This is a genomic window from Georgenia satyanarayanai, from assembly GCF_023715365.1.
GTDB lineage: Bacteria > Actinomycetota > Actinomycetes > Actinomycetales > Actinomycetaceae > Oceanitalea > Oceanitalea satyanarayanai_B.
This window is the reverse complement of sequence record NZ_JAMBNZ010000005.1, coordinates 229750-251571: the sequence shown is the minus strand read 5'-3', so window position 1 is coordinate 251571 and position 21822 is coordinate 229750. Positions and strand designations below refer to the sequence as shown.

7 protein-coding genes are annotated in these 21822 nt (G+C 69.4%); 6 read left to right on the top strand and 1 reads right to left on the bottom strand.

The window, feature by feature from the left end; translation table 11 throughout:
* The first annotated feature begins 12 nt into the window (after positions 1-12).
* The 6 genes from M3148_RS08795 to M3148_RS08760 all read left to right on the top strand — a co-directional run bounded on the left by M3148_RS08795 (position 13) and on the right by M3148_RS08760 (position 20565).
* The gene (locus M3148_RS08795) at positions 13-1194 is read left to right on the top strand and encodes a polyprenyl synthetase family protein (protein ID WP_251304298.1); all 1182 of its coding nucleotides are present in this window, start codon (positions 13-15) and stop codon (positions 1192-1194) included.
* Between the two features lie 229 nt (positions 1195-1423).
* Positions 1424-6922 carry a TIM barrel protein gene (locus M3148_RS08790; protein WP_251304297.1) on the top strand — a complete coding sequence of 1833 codons (5499 nt, stop codon included), beginning with the start codon at positions 1424-1426 and terminating at the stop codon, positions 6920-6922.
* Between the two features lie 97 nt (positions 6923-7019).
* Entirely contained in the window at positions 7020-7709 is a 690-nt protein-coding gene (locus tag M3148_RS08785) for a 3-keto-disaccharide hydrolase (RefSeq protein WP_251304296.1), read from the top strand.
* A gap of 282 nt (positions 7710-7991) precedes the next feature.
* Positions 7992-13649 (top strand): ThuA domain-containing protein, encoded by a 5658-nt coding sequence (locus tag M3148_RS08780; protein WP_251304295.1) that lies wholly within the window; start codon positions 7992-7994, stop codon positions 13647-13649.
* Positions 13650-14003: 354 nt separating this feature from the next.
* Positions 14004-19886, top strand: a complete 5883-nt coding sequence (locus M3148_RS17870; RefSeq protein ID WP_308203229.1) for a ThuA domain-containing protein — start codon at positions 14004-14006, stop codon at positions 19884-19886.
* 358 nt (positions 19887-20244) lie between these two features.
* Complete coding sequence (locus M3148_RS08760; RefSeq protein ID WP_251304294.1) at positions 20245-20565, top strand: 3-keto-disaccharide hydrolase; 321 nt, start codon at positions 20245-20247, stop codon at positions 20563-20565.
* 4 nt (positions 20566-20569) lie between these two features.
* Here M3148_RS08760 and M3148_RS08755 read toward each other — a convergent pair whose 3' ends face one another.
* Complete coding sequence (locus M3148_RS08755) at positions 20570-21784, bottom strand: ROK family transcriptional regulator (protein ID WP_251304293.1); 1215 nt, start codon at positions 21782-21784, stop codon at positions 20570-20572.
* Between the last annotated feature and the right edge of the window lie 38 nt (positions 21785-21822).

Below are 21822 nucleotides of genomic sequence, written 5' to 3'. Positions count from 1 at the left end.
AGAGGAGACCGTGTGGACAGCACGCCGACGCGCGCCGGTGCCGCGCCCCCCGCCGAGGCGGAGATCAGCGCCGTGCTTACCGGCCTGTTGGCCGAGCTGCGGCCGGTCGCGGAGCGGCACGGGCCCCTCTACGGCCGGCTCTGGGAGGAGCTCGGTCGAGCGGCCGCGGGCGGCAAGCGTTTCCGAGGCAGGCTCGTCGTGGAGCTGCACGACGCGCTCGGGGGGACCCGGCGAGCGGCGGCCGCGCGGGTGGGGGCGGCTTTCGAGCTCCTCCACGTGGGGTTCCTCGTCCACGACGACCTCATCGACCATGACACGATGCGCCGCGGCGAGCCGAACCTCGCTGCCCGGATGGCCTGCGTGGCACGCGCGCACGGAGCGGACGAGCACGGCGCGCAGGAGCTTGCCGAAGGGGCCGCGGTGCTCGCCGGGGACCTGGCGATCTCCCTGGCGCACCGGCTGGTCGCCACGGTGGAGGCACCTGCCGACGTGCACGCACCCCTCCAGGAGCTGCTGTGGGACACCGTCTTCGTCAGCGTCGCCGGTGAGCTCGGCGACGTGGCGGCCGCGCTCGGGCTGCTGGACGTCTCGCTGACGGACGCGCTGCGCATCGCCGCGGAAAAGACGGCCCGGTACTCCTTCCAGGCGCCGCTGCGCGCCGGTGCGATCCTCGCGGGTGCGCCACCGGCCCTGCGGGAGGAGGTGGAGGCGGTCGGGCTCTCGCTGGGCAAGGCCTTCCAGCTCGTCGACGACCTCCTCGGCGTCTTCGCTCCCGAGGTGGTGACGGGCAAGAGTGCCATGTCGGACCTGCGCGAGGGCAAGGCGACGACCCTCGTCCTGCACGCCCGCACGCTGCCGGTGTGGTCGCGGATCGGGTCGGACGTCGGGCGGGCGGACCTGGACGAGGGGACGGCCGCGGTCATGCGCCGGGAGCTCGCGCGGTCCGAGGCTCCCGAGCGGGTGGTGAGCCAGGCGCGTGAGGAGCTCCTCGCCGTCGACCGCGTGCTGGAGGCCTCCTCCCTCCTCTCCGAGGCGGCCGGCGTCATCGGCACCGCTCGCGCCGTCGTCGCCGCCAGTCTCGACGACGCCCTCGGCCACGTCCGTGACGCGGCTGACGGGCCGTTGCCGGCCCACGGGGGAGCCGAGCGACGCGCGCAGGAGCGCGATAGTGACCGAACATGTGTGTCTGAATGATGACTTTTGAATTGACGGTTGCTAAACCCCCGTCTATCGTGGGGCGCGTCGTGATCTGAAGCACGTTGGTGGGAGAGGGCGCCCCGCGCACCACGAAGTGCGTACCGGTTGCCACTGTCGCCAGCCGACCCGAGAGGCAGTTTGGCGGACCCCCCGCCAGTCGTCGGGCCAGTCAGGACCTGCCGTGAGTGACGGTGGGACCTCCGCGTGCGCGACTCAAGGAGGAATCGTGGTCAGACGATCAACGGGGCGCCGCTGGGCGACCCGAGGTGCGAGCGCGCTGCTGGCCAGCGCACTCGTGCTGCCGCTCGCAATGAGCGGTGCGCAAGCACAGCCGCAGGCGCCACAAGACGCCGCACCGGCCCAGGTTGCCGAGGACCCGGCCCTGGACTGGAACAACTACGAGAAGGTCCTGCTGACGAAGAACACGGGCGAGCCGATCGACCTCGCCGTGCTGCCCGACTCCCGTGTCCTGCACACCGCGCGCAACGGCGTCGTCCGCCTCACGGACCCCGCCACGGGCTCGACGACGCAGATCGCCCAGCTCGACGTGTACGCGAACTCGGAGGACGGCCTCCAGGGTGTCGCACTGGACCCGAACTACGAGGACAACAGTTGGGTCTACCTCGTCTACGCACCCCGTGTCATGTCCGGGACGTCCCCCACGGGCGTCGCGTACCCCGAGACGACGCCGAGCGGCAACGCCCCCAACTCCGTGCCCGAGGGCGCGGACCCCGAGACCTACTGGAACCAGTGGCTCGGCTACAACGTACTCTCCCGCTTCCAGTTCGACGCCGAGGCCGGCACGCTCGACCTCGACTCCGAGCAGGAGATCATCAAGGTCGACGCCCAGCGCGGTCAGTGCTGCCACGTCGGAGCGGACATCGCCTTCGACGGTGACGGCAACCTCTACCTGTCGACGGGCGACAACACCCCCGCAGGTACACCGGGCGCGAACGGCTACACGCCGATCAACAACGCCCCGGGGATGAACCCGGGCTTCGACTCGCGTCGTGGCGCCGGCAACACCAACGATCTGCGCGGCTCCATCCTGCGGATCAACGTCAACGACGAGATCGCCGCGGACGCCGAGCCCGGCCCGGACTCGACGTACACGATCCCCGCGGGCAACCTCTTCGACACGGACGAGGTCGACTCTGAGCTCGTCCGCGAGGAGATCTACGTCATGGGCCTGCGGAACCCCTTCCGCATCGACTACGACGTCGAGTCCGGCGCCCTCGTCTGGGGCGACTACGGCCCCGACGCCGGTGCGGCCCAGGCCGACCGTGGCCCCATGGGCTACGTCGAGTGGCAGCTGACCACCGAGCCGATGAACGGCGGCTGGCCCTACTGCCACGGCCCGAACGACGGTGGCGCGTACAACGAGTGGGACTACGCCAACAACGCCCCGGGCGAGAACGGCTTCTTCGACTGCGACGGTGGACCGACCAACAGGTCCACTTGGAACACCGGCATGGAGACGCTCCCGCCGGTCACCGAGCCGCAGGTCTACTACGGCGACAACGTCGGCGACCAGCCCTGGGACGAGTTCATCGAGTTCCGCACGGCGAACGGCCAGGCCCCCATGGGCGGCCCGATCTACCGCTACAACGAGGAGCTCGACTCCCCGACGAAGTTCCCCGCCTACTGGGACGGCAAGCCGCTCATGGCGGAGTTCTCCCAGGACTACGTCGCCGCCATCACCATGGACGAGCTCTCGTCCGACGGTGTCGTGACGGCCGTGGAGAACTTCCTGCCCAACCTGCACCTCGAGACGGTGAACCAGCCGATCTGGGACAACGTCATGGACATGGAGTTCGGTCCGGAGGGTTCGCTGTACGTGCTGGAGTACGGGGACGGCTTCTTCCGTCAGAACCCCGACGCGGGCCTGTACGTCGTCAACTACGTCGGCGAGGGCAACAAGACCCCGCAGGCGTCCTTCACGGCCACGCCGGCGTCCAGCAGCGACGCCCCGCTGGAGGTTGTCTTCGACGCCTCGACGTCCCGCGACCCGGAGGGCGAGGAGCTCACCTACGAGTGGGACCTCGACGGCGACGGTCAGTACGACGACGCCACGGGTGTGAACCCGACGTACACCTACAGCGAGCGCGGCGTGTACAACGCGGCGCTGCGCGCCGTCGACCCGGAGGGCAAGGCAGGCCTGGCCACCCGGCAGATCAGCGTCGGCAACACCGCTCCGGAGATCACTCTGAGCGTGGACAACGGCGCGATCTTCAACTGGGGCGACGACGTCCCGGTCTCGGTCACGGTGACCGACGCCGAGGACGGCGAGGAGTTCAACTGCAACGCCGTGCGGTGGACCTTCGGCCTGGGCCACAACCAGCACGCCCACCCGGAGCTCTCCGGACGCGGCTGCGAGTTCACCATCCCGACCAGTGAGGACGCCGTCGAGCACGGAGCGGGCGAGAAGATCTACGGCACGCTCGTCGTCACCTACGCCGACCAGGCGCAGGAAGACGTCCCGTCCATCACCGGCGAGGCCACGCTCATCCTCAAGCCCGAGGTGCAGCAGGCCGAGTGGTACGACGACGCCGAGGGCGTCACCGTGGTTGACGACGCCGAGGCCGACGCCGGCAGCTACGTGAGTGAGTTCGACGAGGGTGACTCGATCACCTTCCGTCCGATGGCCATGACGCACGCGCCGACCGGCGACGTCATCGACATCGTCACCGCTCGTGGCAACGGAGAGGGCAGCATCTTCCTCAGCTGGGGCGACTCCGAGGCTCCGTTCGCGAGCTTCGAGTTCACCGGCGGCGGGACTGCTGAGAAGAACCTCACCGCGCAGTCCACCATCAACCAGTGGTTCGCCGACCCGGTCGGTGGCCCGATCATCGGTGCGGTCATCCCCGCGGATGCCGTCAGCCAGATCGGCGACGTCCCTCTCGAGGGCCTTGTCGAGCTGTCTGAGGGCGCCTTCTCGGACCACGCACTGGCCGAGCTCATCGAGGCCTACAAGAACGCCCCGGCAGCCCCCGGTGAGGGTGGCTGGCAGGACGTCGAGACCCGTCTCACCGAGATCCCCGAGGGTGCGGGCGAGATCGTCGTCACCAGCACCGGTGGCGTCGACCTCGACTCCCTCACCTTCACCGCCTCGGGCGAGCAGCCCCCGGCAGACGACGTCCGCATCCCCGCGGAGAAGGTCTCGATCGGCATGTTCTCCCTCATCCCGTGGGTCCGTGAGGCAGGTCTGCCGACCGTCCTCGAGCGGCTCGCGGAGATCGGCTTCGAGAACATCGAGCCCTACGGCAGCAACTTCAACGGCTACACCGCCGAGGAGTTCCGCGCGATGGTCGACGAGGTCGGCCTGAGCGTCCCGTCCTCCCACTACAACGTGAAGGAGGCGACCTTCGACGACACGCTCGCGTACGTCAAGACGCTGGGCCAGGAGTACGTCGGTTCGGGCGGCTTCCCCGACCCCGGTATCGGGACCTACGAGAAGACCCTCGAGACCGCTGCCGCGATGAACCGGCTCGGTGAGCGGTCCGTCGAGGCAGGCATCGGCAAGCTCTTCGGCCACAACCACGCCGGTGAGTTCACCACCGTCTACGAGCACAAGGGCGAGCAGCTGTCCGCGTGGGAGATCCTCGCGCGCGAGACGAACCCCGAGTTCGTGACCTTCCAGGTGGACGTGGCCTGGGCCACGCACGGTGGGATCGACGTCCCGGCCCTCCTCGAGGAGTACGGGAGCCGCATCGAGCTGCTCCACATCAAGGACGCCACCAACCTGGGTGGCAACCGTCCGGCCTTCACCAACCTCGGTGAGGGTGACGTCCCGCTGCAGGAGATCCTGCGCGCGGCCGAGGAGCACGCGAACATCGCGTACTACGTCCTGGAGTTCGACCAGGCACCGCAGGGTGAGACCTTCGCCGAGACCGGCTTCTCCTACCTCACCGGCGAGGAGCTCGTCCCGGTCCGGGTCGACACCGAGGACGTCTCGATCGGCATGTTCTCCCTCATCCCGTGGGTGAACACCGACGGCCTGCCGTCCGTGCTCGCACGGCTGGCGGAGATCGGCTTCGAGAACATCGAGCCCTTCGGTGGAACCTTCAACGGCTACACCGCCGAGCAGTTCCGCGCGATGACCGACCTCATCGGGCTGAAGGTGCCCTCCTCGCACTACAACGTTGCCGAGGGCACGTTCGACGTGACTCTCGACTACGTCGAGACGCTGGGTCAGGAGTACGTCGGCTCCGGTGGCTTCCCCCAGCCGGGGATCAGCTCCTACGGGCGCGTCCTCAGGACGGCCGAGGCGATGGACCGTCTGGGCCAGCGCTCGGTCGAGGCCGGGATCGGCAAGCTCTTCGGCCACAACCACGCGACGGAGTTCACCACCGTGTACAACCACGGTGGTAAGGAGATGTCGGCGTGGGAGATCCTCGTGGAGGAGACCGACCCGCGGTACGTGACCTTCCAGCTCGACGTCGCCTGGGCTACCCATGCCGGGGTGGACGTCCCTGCTCTCATCGAGGAGCACGGCGACCGCATCGAGCTGCTGCACATCAAGGACGCGACGAACCTGGGTGGCACGACCAACCCGACGTTCACCAACCTCGGTGAGGGCGACGTCCCGCTCCAGGACATCCTGCGGGCGGCGCGTGACTACGCGAACATCTCGCTCTACGTCCTCGAGTACGACGTCGCTCCTGACGGTGAGGACTTCGTGACCACGGGCTTCGAGTACCTCACCGGCCAGCCGGCCGGCGAGCAGGGCTCCCGGCTCGTCGAGGTGACGACGAGCCCGGTCACGTTCTCCGACCAGCCCGGAACGGACAAGGACACCTACACGGTGCCGCGCGTCACGGGCGTGGAGTACGTCGTCGATGGTGCGGTCGTCGCACCCGGCACCTACCCGGGGTCGGGCACCGTGTCCGTCACCGCTCGTGCAGCGGCCGGGTTCGCACTGGCCGGAGGCGCCACCGAGTGGCGCCAGACCTTCTCCACAGCGGTTGCTGCCGGCACCGGGGAGTTCCACCTGTCCAACACGTGGCACGGCACGACCGACGTGCGCTTCGCGTACGGGCGCATGACCGATGAGGTGTTCATCGGTGACTGGGACGGCGACGGTCGCGACACCGTGGCACTGCGCCGGGGCAACACGTTCCACGTGTCCAACGCCCTGAGCGGTGGCAGCGCCGACGTGGTGCTCGCCTACGGTCGGGCCGGTGACGTCATCCTCGTGGGTGACTGGAACGGCGACGGGTCCGACACCTTCGCGGTCCGCCGCGGCTCGGAGTACCACGTGAAGAACTCCCTCACCGGTGGTCCTGCGGACGTCGTCATCCACTACGGTCGCGCAGGCGACCAGGTCCTCGTCGGCGACTGGACCGGCGGCGGCAAGGACACCTTCGCGGTGCGCCGTGGCGCGACCTACTACGTGAAGAACTCGATGTCCGGCGGCAAGGCCGACGTCGTCTTCACCTACGGTCGGGCGGCGGACGTCACGCTGACGGGCGACTGGGACGGCGACGGCAAGGACACCTTCGCCGTCCAGCGCGGTCGCACGTTCTACGTGAACAACACGCTGCGTGGCGGGGTCGCCGACAAGGTCGTCACCTTCGGCCGCCTCGGTGACGAGGTCTACGTGGGCGACTGGGACGGTAACGGTACCGACACCCTCGGTATCCGCCGCCCCGCCGCCTTGACGACGGCCGCGTCCGCGCCGGCCACCGCCACCAAGGAGGTGCGCTCGCTGAGCAAGGTGAGCTGACGCCACCACGTGCTCGACAGGGGCCCCCAGCCGACGGCTGGGGGCCCCTGCCCACTCCGCGTACGGTGGGCGGGAGGGAGACACCGAGGAGCCGTCAGTGCCGAGGAAGCCGTGCAGTGTCACCGCTGCCCTCGCCGGCGTCGCACTCGTGACGATGGGGTGCCATGGTGAACGTCCCCGGCCGCAGCCCGCCGCGACGAGCGTCGCCCCGACGGGCGACCCCGCGTGCGTGCCCGTCGAGGGCGAGGAGGGCTACCGTTCGCTGTTCGACGGTACCCGGGCGAGCCTGGACACCTGGCGGATGGCGGGCGCTGGACGCTTCGAGCTGCAGGCGGGCTGCGCGATGGTGACAGTGGGTGGGATGGGTCTGCTGTGGTTCCCGCAGACTTTCGAGGACTATCACCTTCGGCTGGACTGGGCGATGCAGGCCGACGACAACTCCGGTGTCTTCATCGCCTTCCCCGACCCGGGACACGACCCATGGGTGGCCGTCTCCCACGGCTACGAGGTCCAGATCGACCCGAGCGACCAGCCCGAGCGCACCACCGGCGCCGTCTACGGCGTGCAGGGGGCAGACGTGACGAAGCGCGACGAGGCGCTCGAGCCGGTGGGGGAGTGGAACACGTACGAGATCGTCACGGACGGTCCGCGCATCGCCGTCTACCTCAACGGCGTCCTCGTCAACGACGTCCTCGGCGGGCGGGCCGCTCGCGGCCGCATCGGGCTGCAGAACCATGGCGCCCCTGACCGAGTGAGCTTTCGGAACATCCGCATCAGCGAGCACTGACGCGCCCAGTGCTGCCCCCAACCCTCCGCCTCCTTCCGAAGGAGGAGTTGCACGCTCCGAGGTCGGACCCGTCTCCCTTTTGATTGACCGTGGCGCGAAGGCGCCCATACGCTCGCGGTGAGAGTGACGTAGCACACACTGTGTGCTGAGTGGGGGTCGCTGGAACTTGCACAGCTGCAGGGGGCGACGTCCAGCCGGACGCCGACGCTGGCGCCCGGCCGCAGCCGGCCGCGCCGAGGAGGTCGCGACCTGCACTGTGACAGCAACTCCAAGGAGGAAACTGTGGTCGAACGACCAATGGGCTCCAGGGGCTGGGCCCGGGGCGCCGGAGCCGTCCTCGCCAGCACCCTCGTGCTGCCGCTCGCTGTGAGCGGCGCCAGCGCGGACACCGAACCGCCACCCGACGACACCGAGTTCAGTGCGCTGGTGTTCAGCAAGACAGCGGGCTTCCGGCACGGCTCCATCGAGGAGGGCGTGGCGGCGATCGAGCAGCTGGGCGCCGAGCACGGCTTCTCGGTGACCCACACCGAGGACGCCGCAGACTTCACCGAGGAGAACCTCGCCGACTACGACGTCGTCGTGTGGTTGTCCACGACGGGTGACGTGCTCGACGCCGAGCAGGAGGCGGCCTTCGAGCAGTACATCCAGAGCGGAGGCGGGTACGCCGGTATTCACGCCGCGAGTGACACCGAGTACGACTGGGCCTGGTACGGCAGCCTCGTGGGCGCCTACTTCGCCGGCCACCCGCCAGGTACCCCGGACGGCACCGTGAAGGTCGCCGACCGCGTACACCCCTCGACCGAGCACCTGCCCTTCGAGTGGGAGCGGACGGACGAGTGGTACAGCTACGAGCCGAACGTGCGCGGTGAGGTGCACGTCCTGGCGACGCTGGACGAGACGACCTACGACGCCGGTGGCCTCGCCATGGGCTCGGACCACCCGATCGCCTGGTGCCACGACTACGACGGCGGCCGGTCCTGGTACACCGGCGGCGGGCACACCGAGGCCTCTTTCGCCGATCCGGCGTTCCTCGAGCACGTCCTGGGTGGGATCCGGACGGCGGCGGGCGTCGAGGACGCGAACTGTGCCGCGACAGTCGCCAGCTCCTACCAGAAGGTCACCCTCGTGCAGGGCGAGCAGAACGTCGGCGAGCCGATGGCGCTGGCCGTGCTGCCGAACGGCGACGTGCTCCACACCGCGCGCGACGGCCGGGTCTTCTACACGAACGGCGACGGCGGGACGCGCGTGGCGGGCACCGTGCCGGTGTACAGCCACGACGAGGACGGCATGCAGGGCATCGCCATCGACCCGGGCTTCGAGGAGAACCGATGGGTCTACGCGTACTACGCCCCACCGCTCGACACCCCGGCCGGTGACGCGCCGGAGTGGGGCGCCCCGGAGGACTTCGCGCCCTTTGACGGGTACAACCGGCTCTCGCGCTTCCGGTTGGCCGAGGACGGCGTGCTCGACCTCGAGTCCGAGGAGGAGATCCTCAGGGTGGAGGCCTCCCGCGGCACCTGCTGCCACGCGGGCGGGGAGATCGACTTCGACGCCCAGGGCAACCTGTGGCTGTCCACCGGTGATGACACCAACCCCTTCGCCTCGGAGGGCTACACCCCGATCGACGAGCGCGAGGGCCGCAACCCTGCGTGGGATGCTCAGCGCTCCGCGGGCAACACCAACGACCTGCGCGGGAAGCTGCTGCGCATCGACGTCATGGAGGACATCGCCGGCGGCGCCGAGCCCGGCCCCGGCAGTACCTACGCGATCCCCGAGGGCAACCTCTTCGCCCCCGGGACGGAGCTGACGCGGCCGGAGATCTACGCGATGGGCTTCCGCAACCCCTTCCGCTTCGCGGTGGACAAGGAGACCGGTTGGGTCCACCTCGGTGACTACGGGCCGGATGCGGGCAGCGCGAACCCCGGCCGTGGTCCGGGCGGCCAGGTCGAGTTCAACCTCATCAAGGAACCCGGCAACTACGGCTGGCCGTACTGCCACGGCGACAACGACGCCTACATCGACTACGAGTTCCCGCCCCGCGGTGAGCCGGCAGGCTCCGGCGTCTCGGGCGACGCCTTCGACTGCGCCAACCCGGTCAACGAGAGCCCGAACAACACCGGCCTCACCGAGCTCCCGGCGGCGCGGCCGGCGTGGCTCGCCTACGACGACGGGTCGGTCCCGGACCTGGGCAGCGGCAGCGAGGCCCCCATGGGCGGCCCGACCTACCGCTACGACCCCGAGCTCGACTCCGACCGCAAGTGGCCGGAGTACTGGGACGGCAAGACGCTCAACTTCGAGTGGGGCCGTGACTGGATCCGGGAGTTCGTCATCGACGACGAGGGTGGTCTCGTCGACATCGTCCCGTCGCTCGACTGGCTCAACCCCTCGACGCCGATGGCCATGGAGTTCGGGCCGGACGGTGCGCTCTACGTCCTCGACTACGGCAGCGGCGGGTTCTTCTCCGGCGCCTGGGACTCCGCGCTCTATCGCGTGGACTACGTGGCCGACAGCCCCAACCCGGTCGCCAGGATCACGACGTCGGCGAACAACGGGCAGCCCCCCCTGACCGTCGAGTTCGACGGCACCGCGTCCACCGACCCGCAGGGCATGCCGCTGTCCTACGCGTGGGACTTCGACAACGACGGCGAGATCGACTCGACCGAGCCGACGGCCAGCTTCACCTACGAGACGGCGGGCGTCTTCACCGCACGGCTCACCGTGAGCGCCGGCGAGGGTGAGGAGCTCCGCACGGGCACGATCACGACCAACGTCATCGTCGGCAACACCGCGCCCGAGGTCACCCTCGAGCTGCCGGTCGACGGCGGCATCTTCAGCTTCGGGGACGAGGTGCCCTTCCGGGTGACCGTCGCCGACGCCGAGGACGGCGAGATCGACTGCTCCCGCGTCCGGGTCGAGTACATCCTCGGCCACGACGAGCACGGCCACCCGCTGAGCTCGGCGACCGGCTGCGAGGGCACCATCACCACCCCGCGCGACGAGGGGCACGGCCTGGACGCCAACGTCTTCGGCGTCATCAACGCCTCGTACACCGACCTCGGTGCCGAGGGTCTGCCGGCCCTGTCGTCCGACGACGAGGCCATGCTGCGGCTGCGCCACCAGCAGGCGGAGTTCTTCACCGAGGGCGAGGGCGTCGAGGTCGTGGACCGCGAGGGCGCCCATGGCGGCAGCGCGGCGGGTGGCCTCGGCGACGGCGACTGGATCTCCTTCGCGCCGATGGACCTCACGAACATCGACGAGGTCTCGCTGCGCTACACCTCGACGGGTGCCGGCACCGTGGAGCTGCGCAAGGGAGCTGTCGACGGCGAGCTCATCGCGACCGTCGAGCTCGGGGCGACCGACGGGTGGACGAGCTCCGCGACCGCTGCCGTGACCCCCGTCGGGGGACCGGACCCGGTGTACTTCGTCGTCGCCGGTGACGCAGCAGTGGAGATCGACGAGATCCACTTCGAGGGCCAGGGCATGTCCGGTGAGGCACCCGACCCCGACCCGGTCTGCGAGGACCCGACGGCCGAGATCCCGGCGAGCGACGAGTTCGACGGCGAGAACCTCGACCCGTGCCGCTGGCAGGTCATCGACCGCGAGGAGGACCTGCTCGAGGTCGGTGACGGCGCGCTGCGGCTCACCACGACGGACAACGACTTCTACGGCACCGACAACTCCACCGTGCCCAACGTGCTGCGCTCGCTGCAGGCACAGGGCGATGAGTGGACCGTCGAGACGAAGTTCACCGGATCGCTGGAGAGCACGTACCAGCAAGGTGGTCTCATCGTCTACGGCGACGCCGACAACTACGTGAAGCTCGACGCCGTCTCGACGGGCGGCGACGGGTTCCGCGTGGAGCTGCGCAGCGAGGTGGGCGGCGTCATCCAGAACCCGCAGGAGGACATCAACGACCTCACGCAGTCCGGTGACCACGCCTTCTACCTGCGGCTGAGCAAGGACGGGGACACCTTCACCGGTGCCTACTCCCCGGACGGCGCGACCTGGACCGACCTTCCCAGCGCCGTGGCCAACGGCGCCGTCGGGGACGCGGGACCGGGCATCTTCGCCCTCGGCGCCCAGCAGGCGGCGCCGACGACCCTCGCCTTCGACTACTTCCGGGTCATCGGCGAGGATGTCCCGACCGATCCCGTCCACGTCCCCGTGGACAAGGTCTCGGTCCAGATGTACTCCCTCATCCCGTGGGTCAACGAGGCCGGACTCCCGTCCGTGCTCGCCCGGCTCGCCGAGATCGGGCTGAGGAACATCGAGCCGTACGGTGGGACCTTCGGTGGCTACACCGCCGAGCAGTTCCGGGCGATGACCGACCTCATCGGGCTGGGCGTCCCCTCCTCGCACTACAGCACGAACGAGGCGACGTTCGACGAGACGCTCGCGTTCGTCGAGACGGTGGGGCAGGAGTACGTCGGTTCGGGCGGTTTCGCCCAGCCGGGGATCAGCACCTACGGGCGCACGCTGCAGACGGCGCAGACGATGAACCGGCTCGGTCGCGCGTCGGTGGAGGCCGGCATCGGCAAGTTCTTCGGCCACAACCACGCCAGGGAGTTCACCACCGTGTACAACCACGGCGGTGAGGAGATGTCGGCGTGGGAGATCCTCGTGGAGGAGACCGACTCCGAGTACGTGACCTTCCAGCTGGACGTGGCCTGGGCCTCGCACGCCGGGATCGACGTGCCGGCCCTCATCGAGGAGTACGGGGACCGCATCGAGCTGCTCCACATCAAGGACGCGACGAACCTCGGCGCGGAGGACGGCCCGTCCTTCACCAACCTCGGTGAGGGAGACGTGGCCCTGCAGGAGATTCTTGCTGCCGCTCGGGACCACGCACAGATCGCCTACTACGTCCTCGAGTACGACGTCGCTCCTGACGGTGAGGACTTCGTGACGACGGGCTTCGAGTACCTCACCGGTCAACCGGCCGGGGAGGTCGGCTCCCGGCCGGTGGAGGTGACCCCCCAGGGGGTGACGTTCAGCGACCAGGCCGGCAGTGCCGACGACCGCTACACCGTCCCGCGCGACGTGGGCGTGCAGTACCTGGTCAACGGCGCGGTCGTCGAGCCGGGCTCCTACCCGGGGTCGGGCACGGTGGTCGTGGCTGCGCAGGCCCTGGAGGGCTTCGTCGTCGCCGCGGGTGCGACCACCGAGTGGTCGCACACGTTCTCCACGGCGCAACCGGGCCCGGAGCCGGGAGGTGAGGGCTTCTTCCTGAGCAACGACTGGGACGGGACCACCCATCACGCCTTCCAGTACGGACGGAGCTCGGACCAGGTCCTCATCGGGGACTGGGACGGCGACGGGGTGGACTCCATCGCGGTGCGTCGGGGCAACCAGTACTTCGTGTCCAACGCCCCGCGCGGCGGTGCGGCCGACCACGTGTTCGTCTACGGACGGCCCGGGGACACGGTGCTCGTCGGGGACTGGGACGGCGACGGTACGGACACCCTTGCGGTCCGCCGCGGCAACCAGTACTTCATCAAGTACTCCCTCGCCGGTGGCCCCGCCGACGTGGTCGTCCACTACGGGCGTCCGGCGGACACAGTGCTCGTCGGTGACTGGGACGGCGACGCCACGGACACCCTGACCGTGCGTCGGGGCAGCGAGTACTTCGTCAAGAACTCCCTCACCGGGGGCCCGGCCGACACCGTGTTCAGCTACGGCCGGAGCGGGGACACGACGATGGCCGGCGACTGGGACGGTGACGGCACCGACACGCTCCTCGTGCGGCGCGGCTCTGTGTACCTCGCCAAGAACTCCCTGACCGGTGGCCCGGCAGACCTCACGGTCGTGTACGGACGTGCCACCGACGAGGCGTTCGTCGGGGACTGGGACGGCAACGGCACCGACACGCTGGGCCTGCGGCGGCGCGCCGTGTCCGCAGGGGCCATGCTGGCGCCCAGGGGGCAGGTGATCGCGGTCTGACCAGTCAGCGGTTCGAGGGCCCACAGCCGTTGCGGCTGTGGGCCCTCGTCCGTGACGGCGCCAAGCCCTTCCAGGTCGCGGGAGGACGGCCCGGTCCAGGGGCGCGCGGGCAGGGTGTCGTCGGCCGGTGCCGAGCACCCGCTGCCCCGTCGCTCGCACGACCACAGATCACGGTGTGACTGAGACTGCCTTTTGGTTGACGGATACCCAAAAAGCGCCCTATCCTGCGGACCACGCATGACCGACTTTTCGTGAACCGTCGACCGTGAGGCGATCCCTCGCCGGCGGCTTCTCGCCACAGCCAGTGCTGGCCGTGGCATGAGCTTTTCCGACACACAGTTTCGAGGAGGAAACGTGGTCAGTCGACCAATGATCGGGCGGTGGTGGGCCCGGGGGGCGAGCACCGTGCTCGCCAGTGCCCTGGTGCTCCCGCTCGCGATGAGCGGCGCCAACGCCGAGGTGGTGGACCCGCCGCCGGCGGACGACGCGGAGTTCAGCGCGCTCGTCTTCAGCAAGACGGCGGGCTTCCGCCACGGCTCGATCCCCGCGGGCATCGCCGCCATCGAGGAACTCGGCGAGGAGAACAACTTCGAGGTCACGGCCACGGAGGACGCCGGCGCGTTCACCGCGGAGAACCTCGCCCAGTACGACGTCGTCGTGTGGCTCTCCACCACCGGTGACGTCCTCAACGCGTCGCAGCAGACCGCCTTTGAGGAGTACATCCAGGGCGGTGGCAACTACGCCGGCATCCACGCCGCGAGCGACACCGAGTACGAGTGGCCGTGGTACGGCGAGCTCGTCGGCGCCTACTTCGCCAGCCACCCGCCCGGGACCCCGACCGCGACGGTCGTGGTCGAGGACCCGGCGCACCCCTCCACCGCGCACCTGCCCGCGCAGTGGGAGCGGACGGACGAGTGGTACTCCTTCCGCACCAACCCGCGCGGTGACGTCCACGTCCTCGCCTCCCTCGACGAGTCGACGTACGACGCCGGCAGCGGCGCGATGGCGCCGGACCACCCGATCGCCTGGTGCCACGACTACGACGGCGGCCGCTCCTGGTACACGGGCGGCGGGCACACCGACGCCTCCTTCCAGGAGCCGCTGTTCCGCGAGCACCTCCTCAAGGGCCTGCAGACCGCGGCCGGGGCCGTCGACGCCGACTGCTCCGCCACGCTGGACGAGAGCTTCGACAAGGTCGCCCTCGACCTCAACACCCAGAACCCGATGGATCTGGCGCCCGCGCCCGACGGGCGCACGATCTACGTCGAGCGCGACGGCCGGGTACAGGTCATCCAGCCGGACGGCGGCACGGTGACCGCCGGCACGCTCCCCGTGACGCAGGTGCAGGAGTTCGGCCTTCTCGGCATCGAGCTCGATCCCGCGTTCGAGGACAACGGCTGGCTCTACCTCTACTACTCGCCGCAGGGATCGTCCTCGGACCGGGTCTCCCGGTTCACCCTCGACGGGGACACCCTGGACATGGCCAGCGAGAAGGTCCTTCTCGAGATCGAGGTCCAGCGCAGCGAGTGCTGCCACGCCGGTGGTGCCCTCCAGTTCGACGGCGAGGGCAACCTCTACATCGCGACGGGCGACAACACCAACCCCTTCGACTCCGGCGGCTTCACCCCCATCGACGAGCGGCCCGGCCGTGCGGCGTGGGACGCCCAGGGCACCTCGGGGAACACCAACGACCTGCGCGGCAAGATCCTGCGGATCACCCCGCAGGACGACGGCACGATCGCGATCCCGACGGGCAACCTGTTCGCGCCCGGCACGGACAAGACGCGCCCGGAGATCTTCGCGATGGGCTTCCGCAACCCGTTCAAGATCGGTCTCGACCCGCGCACCGACACGCTGCTGGTCGCCGACTACGGTCCGGATGCCGGCTCGGCCAACCCCAACCGCGGACCGGCCGGCATGGTCGAGTGGAACATCGTGCAGGAGCCGGGGAACTACGGCTGGCCGTACTGCGTCGGCGCCAACGACGCGTACCGCGACTACAACTTCGCGACCCAGCAGTCCGGCCCGGCCTTTGACTGCGAGAACGGGCCGACCAACGACTCGCCCAACAACACCGGGATGACCCAGCTGCCGCCGGCGATTCCGGCGACCATCTGGTACCAGAACAACAACCAGCGCAACAACGCCCCGGAGATCGGTCCCGGCGGCGGCGCTCCGATGGCCGGCAGCGTCTACGTCTACGACGAGGACCTCGGCTCGGCCCGCAAGTGGCCCGCGTACTTCGAGGGTAAGGCGGTCTTCGCCGAGTGGAACACCAACAAGCTCTTCACCTTCCAGGTGAACGAGGCCACCACTGAGGTCGTCGACATCAACCGGATCCTGGAGAACATGGCCGTCCGGCGTCCGCACGCCCTCGAGTGGGGTGCCGACGGCGCGCTCTACATGATCGAGTGGGGCACGGGCTTCGGTGGCAACAACGCCGACTCCGGCGTCTACCGCATCGACTACCTCTCCGGCCAGCGGGCGCCGATCGCGCGTGCGGCGGCAGACGTGACGAACGGTCCGCTCCCCCTGGAGGTGACCTTCAGCTCGGCAGGGTCGCGTGACCCCGACGGTGGCGCGGTCACCCTCGCCTGGGACTTCGGCGATGGCGAGACGTCGACGGAGGCCAACCCGACCCACACCTACACGGAGGCGGGCAACTACACCGCCAAGCTCACCGTGACGAACGCCGACGGGGTCGCGACCTCCGCGACCGTCCTCATCTCGGCGGGCAACACGGCGCCGACGATCACCGTCGAGATGCCGCCCAACGGTGGCTTCTTCACCTTCGGCGACGTCGTCCGGTACAAGATCAAGGTCACCGACCCCGAGGACGGGGACATCGACTGCGAGGATGTCATCGTCCAGCCGGCCCTCGGCCATGACGAGCACGCCCACCCGTACGACCAGTACCGCGGCTGCGAGGGTGCCATCCCGATCAACGGGGACACCGGCCACATCGGCGCGAACATCTTCGGTGTCATCACCGTGACGTACACCGACAAGGGCGCCGAAGGTGTGGACCCCCTCACCTCCCAGGAGGTGCTCATCCTCCAGCCCAAGCGCAAGGAGGCCGAGTACTTCGCGAAGACCGGACGTCTCGAGGGCTCCACGAGCACGGGTGACCCCGGTGTCGAGGTCGAGGAGACCGAGGACACCGATGGCGGCCAGAACATCGGCTTCGCGGAGAAGGACGACTGGTTCTCCTTCGACCCGACAAACCTCACCGGCATCGACTCGATCCGCGTCCGCGGCGCCTCGCAGCCCGGTGGCACGGTCGACATCCGCACCGGTGCGCCGGACGGGGACTCGATCGGTTCGGTCACCATCCCCGCGGGCGGGTGGCAGTCGTGGGCCAACTACGACCTCGAGCTGCCCGAGAACGTGACGACGGAGACGGGTCCGCTCTACTTCGTCATCACGGCCGGCCAGGCGAACGTCAACTGGGTCCAGTTCATCGGCAAGGGCGTCACGGACAACGAGAGCCCGCAGGTCGAGGTCACGACCACAGCCACGACGGGCATGGCACCGTTGGCGGTGAGCTTCACCGCCACGGCGACCGACCCGGACGGCGACACACCCCTCACCTACGCATGGGACTTCGGTGACGGGTCCACGGCCGACACGGCCCAGACCTCGCACACCTACACCGTGCCTGGTCGCTACACCGCGACCGTCACGGTGACCGACGCGCGCGGCGCCCAGACGGTCGAGGTCGTCCAGGTCTCGGTCAACGCGCCGGGCCTGCAGTGCCTTGACGGTCGTTCCGACGGCTTCGACGGTGACGCGCTCGACACGGGGCGCTGGGACCAGTCCGTCCGGGTCAACCAGGACCTGCGGGTGGAGGACGGCGCGCTCGTCATCCCGACGTCCGCGACGGACATCTACGGCACGAACAACGGCGCCGTGCCGAACCTCGTGCTGCAGGACCTGCCGGAGGGACCGTTCACCGCGACCACTCGGCTCACGCTGAACGGTGCGGAGGCCTACCAGCAGGGCGGCCTCCTCATCTACGGCGATGACGACAACTACGCCAAGATGGTCTTCTCCGGCCGCAGCACGTCGGGATCTGACCCGGCCAGCCGGGTCTTCCAGTTCATCCGCGAGGAGGCCGGCGCCCCGAACGAGGTCAACGCCTCGATGAGCCCTGCGGTGGGTGGCGACTACCCGAGCACGGTGTGGGTGCGCTTCGTCAGCGACGGTGAGAACCTCACCGCCTCGTACAGCTCGAACGGGACCGACTTCACCGGCATGTCGGAGACGAAGTCCCTCGAGGGCATCGACAACCCGAAGATCGGTCTGTTCGCCCTCCAGGGCGCGGGCCGCACGCAGGCGCCGGTCGACGTGGAGTTCGACTACTTCCACATCACTCCGGACGACACCGTGCCGCCGGTCGACCCGACCGACGAGTTCGACGGCAGCTCCATCGACGGCTGCCGCTGGGAGATCGTCCGCCCCGACCCGGAGCACATGCGGGTCGTGGACGGACACCTCGAGCTGGACGCCACCACCGGTGACATCTACGGCACCGACAACGGCACGCCGAGCAACTTTGTCGTGCAGGAGCTCGACGGTGACTGGACGGTGGAGACCAAGGTCGACGCCTCGACGCTCACACGCCAGTACGAGCAGGGCGGTCTGATCGTCTACGTCGACGACGACAACTACGTCAAGTTCGACATCTCGGCCCGCAACAACCCCGGGAGCGCGCTCACGCTCGGTCTCGAGGCGCTCAGCGAGGTCGGCGGGGTCATCCAGAACCCGCAGCCGGCCGCGGCCGTGGACCAGGCCGTCTGGCACCTGCGCCTGGCGAAGGTCGGCAACGACTTCACCGCCTCCTACTCCGCTGACGGCGAGGAGTGGACCGAGTTCCCCTCGATCCCCAACGCCCCTGCCGCTGCCAGCGGCAAGGTCGGGCTCTTCGCCCTTGGTACCGCCTCGACCGACAACCGAACCGTCACCTTCGACTACTTCCGAGTCGTCGGCGACGAGCAACCGGAGCCGGTGGAGGTGACGCCCGCGGCGGTGACCTTCACCGACGCGTCCGGGACCGAGAACGACACGTACACGGTCCCCGCGGTCCAGGGCGTGGAGTACCTGGTGGGCGGCAAGGTCGTCGCGGCCGGTTCCCACAAGGCCACCGGGACGGTCACCGTCACAGCTCGTGCCATGGAGGGCTTTGTGCTCGCCGAGGGTGCGCGCACGGAGTGGACGTTCACGTTCACCACCGGCGGCGGTGAGCCGGAGCCGGTGGAGGTGACGCCCGCGGCGGTGACCTTCACCGACGCGGCCGGGACCAAGGACGACACCTACACGGTCCCCGCGGTCCAGGGCGTGGAGTACCTGGTGGGCGGCAAGGTCGTCGCGGCCGGTACCTACAAGGGTGCCGGGGCGGTCACCGTGACTGCGCGCGCCGCGGAGGGCTTCGTGCTCGCCGAGGGTGCAAGCACGCAGTGGACGTTCACGTTCACCGGCGGTGGCGGTCAGGTACCGGATCCCACCCTGACGCACGGGTTCTTCCTCACCAACGACTGGAGCGGCACCACGCACTACGCCTTCCAGTACGGCCGGGCCACCGATGAGGTGTTCATCGGGGACTGGGACGCGGACGGCACCGACTCCATCGCGGTGCGTCGTGGCAACGCCTTCTACGTCTCCAACGCCCCGCGGGGCGGGGTGGCTGACGAGGTGTTCCACTACGGCCGGGCCGGTGACACGGTGCTGGTGGGTGACTGGAACGGCGACGGCAAGGACACGCTGGCGGTGCGCCGGGGCAGGGAGTACTTCGTGAAGAACTCCCTGCGCGGTGGGCCGGCCGACGTGGTCGTGCACTACGGCCGGGCCGGTGACACGGTCCTGGTCGGTGACTGGGACGGTGACGGCAGGGACACCCTGGCGGTGCGTCGGGGCAGTCAGTACTTCGTGAAGAACTCCATTGCCGGTGGCCGTGCGGACGTGGAGTTCCACTACGGCCGTGCCGGGGACGTCACGCTTGCTGGTGACTGGGACGGTGACGGCAAGGACACGCTGGCGGTGCGTCGGGGTGCGGTCTACTACGCGAAGAACTCCTTGGCCGGTGGGCCGGCGGACGTCGTGGTGACCTACGGTCGCGCCACCGACGAGGCCTTCGTGGGTGACTGGAACGGTGACGGTCGAGACAGCCTCGGCCTGCGCCGCCTTCCCCAGGTCAGGGTGACCGCCATGGCACCCCTGGGTCAGGTGATCGCGCTGTGACCGAGTGAGGGCCGGGGCCCGCGGCCACATCGGTTGCGGGCCCCGGCTCTCCCAGCACCAGAGGGGCTCATCGCAGTGGGCGATGTGCTTCAGCAGGCACATGTTCGACGGGGTCGGACGGCGGCAGCCCTCGTGCTCTCTTCGGCGGCATCCAGGGCAGTCTGGACAGCTGGCGCATGGCCGGTCCGGGCTGCTTCGAGCTGCAGGAGGACTGCTCCTTGCGCACCGTCGGTGGGACGGGCCTGCTGTGGTTCCCCGAGGAGCTCGGGGGGTACGGCTCCGGCTCCACTGGAGGGTTGTGGGGGACGACAACTCCGGGGTCTTCATCGGCTTCTCCGAGCCGGGCGAGGACCCGTGAGTGGCAGTGGACGAGGGCTACGAGATCCAGATCGACGCGACGGATGCGCGCGACCGCACGATCGGCGTGACCAACCGCCGCCAGGGCGCTGACGGCGCGGCCGTCGCACGGGCGCCGCGGCCACCGGGGGAGTGGAACACCTTCGAGATCACCGTCGAGGAGCGGACCGTCACGGTCCACCTCAACGGCGTGCTCGTCAACGACTTTGTCTCAGACCGCTCCGACGGTGACCTGTCCGGTCACGTCGGCCTTCAGCATCACGGTGAGGACGACGATGTGTACTTCCGCGACATGCGCGTCGCCGAGCCCTTGGACCGCTGACGTCTCAGGACCTGGCGAGGAGCTGGTCGATCGCCGGTGCCGACAGGACCTGTTGGGAGACCATCTGCGAGGCCCCCAGGACACCGGCGCGACCCTGGGTCTGCGAGGCCACGATGCGCAGGTGCTGCGTGGCCAGCGGAAGGGATCGGCTGTAGACGACCTCGCGGATGCCGGCGAGCAGGTGCTCGCCCACCTCCGAGACGATCCCGCCGATGACGATGACCGAGGGATTGAGGAGGTTGACGCAGCCGGCGACGACGTCACCGATGTCGCGACCGGCCTGGCGCACCGTCTGACTCGCGGTGATGTTCCCCGACCGGACGAGGTCGACGATCTGTGCGGTGCGCTGGATGTCCACGCCCTGCGCGCGCAGGGACTCGACCACGGCGAGTCCGCTCGCCAGTGCCTCCAGGCACCCGACGTTGCCGCACCGGCAGGGGATCTGCCGGCCGCGGGGCACGGCGATGTGGCCGAGGTCCCCGGCGGCGCCCAGGGCGCCACGCCGCAGCTCGCCGTCGGAGATGATCCCGGCACCGATGCCCGTCGCGATCTTGATGAACACGAGGTCCTTGACGTCCTGCCACCGGGCGGCGTGCTCACCGAGCGCCATGATGTTGACGTCGTTGTCGACGAGGACCGGCGTGGGCAGTGTGCGAGCCACGTGGCCCGACACGTCGAAGCCGTCCCAGCCGGGCATGATCGGTGGGCTGATGGCGCGACCGAGTCGGTGCTCGACAGGGCCGGGCAGACCAATGCCCACGCCGGCGACGTCGGACACCGGCCGCTCGAGCTCATCGACCATCTCGCACAGCGCTGTCGTCACGGCGTCCAGGACCACCTGGGGCCCGTCGGCGATGGCGATCTCCAGCGACCGCTCACTCAGGACCTCCGACGCGAGGTCGGTGATGGCCAGGCGGCCGTGGCTCACGCCGAGGTCGGCCGCCAGGATGATGCGTGCGCCGGGGTTGAAGGCGAAGGTGGCCGGAGGACGTCCGCCCGTCGAGGACGCCTCGCCTGCCGGCACGATGAGGCCGGAGCTGAGCAGCTCGTCGATGCGCGCGGCCACCGTCGGACGCGCGAAGCCGGTGACGGCCGCGAGATCTGCTCGGGTCCGGGGCCGCCCGTCGCGGACGAGCTGGAACAGCGTCCCGGCCGACCTCGGGTCGGCTTCGCGCCGGACATCACCTCGCTCCTTGAGGTCTGTCGGAAGTGTGACCATGCACTGAGTAAACCACCGATGCTTCGCCAGGTCACGCT

What these genes read in the sequence shown, in the direction of transcription:
- M3148_RS08755 (WP_251304293.1), bottom strand. Translation starts at nt 21,784, where the DNA reads ATGGTCACACTTCCGACAGACCTCAAGGAGCGAGGTGATGTCCGGCGC.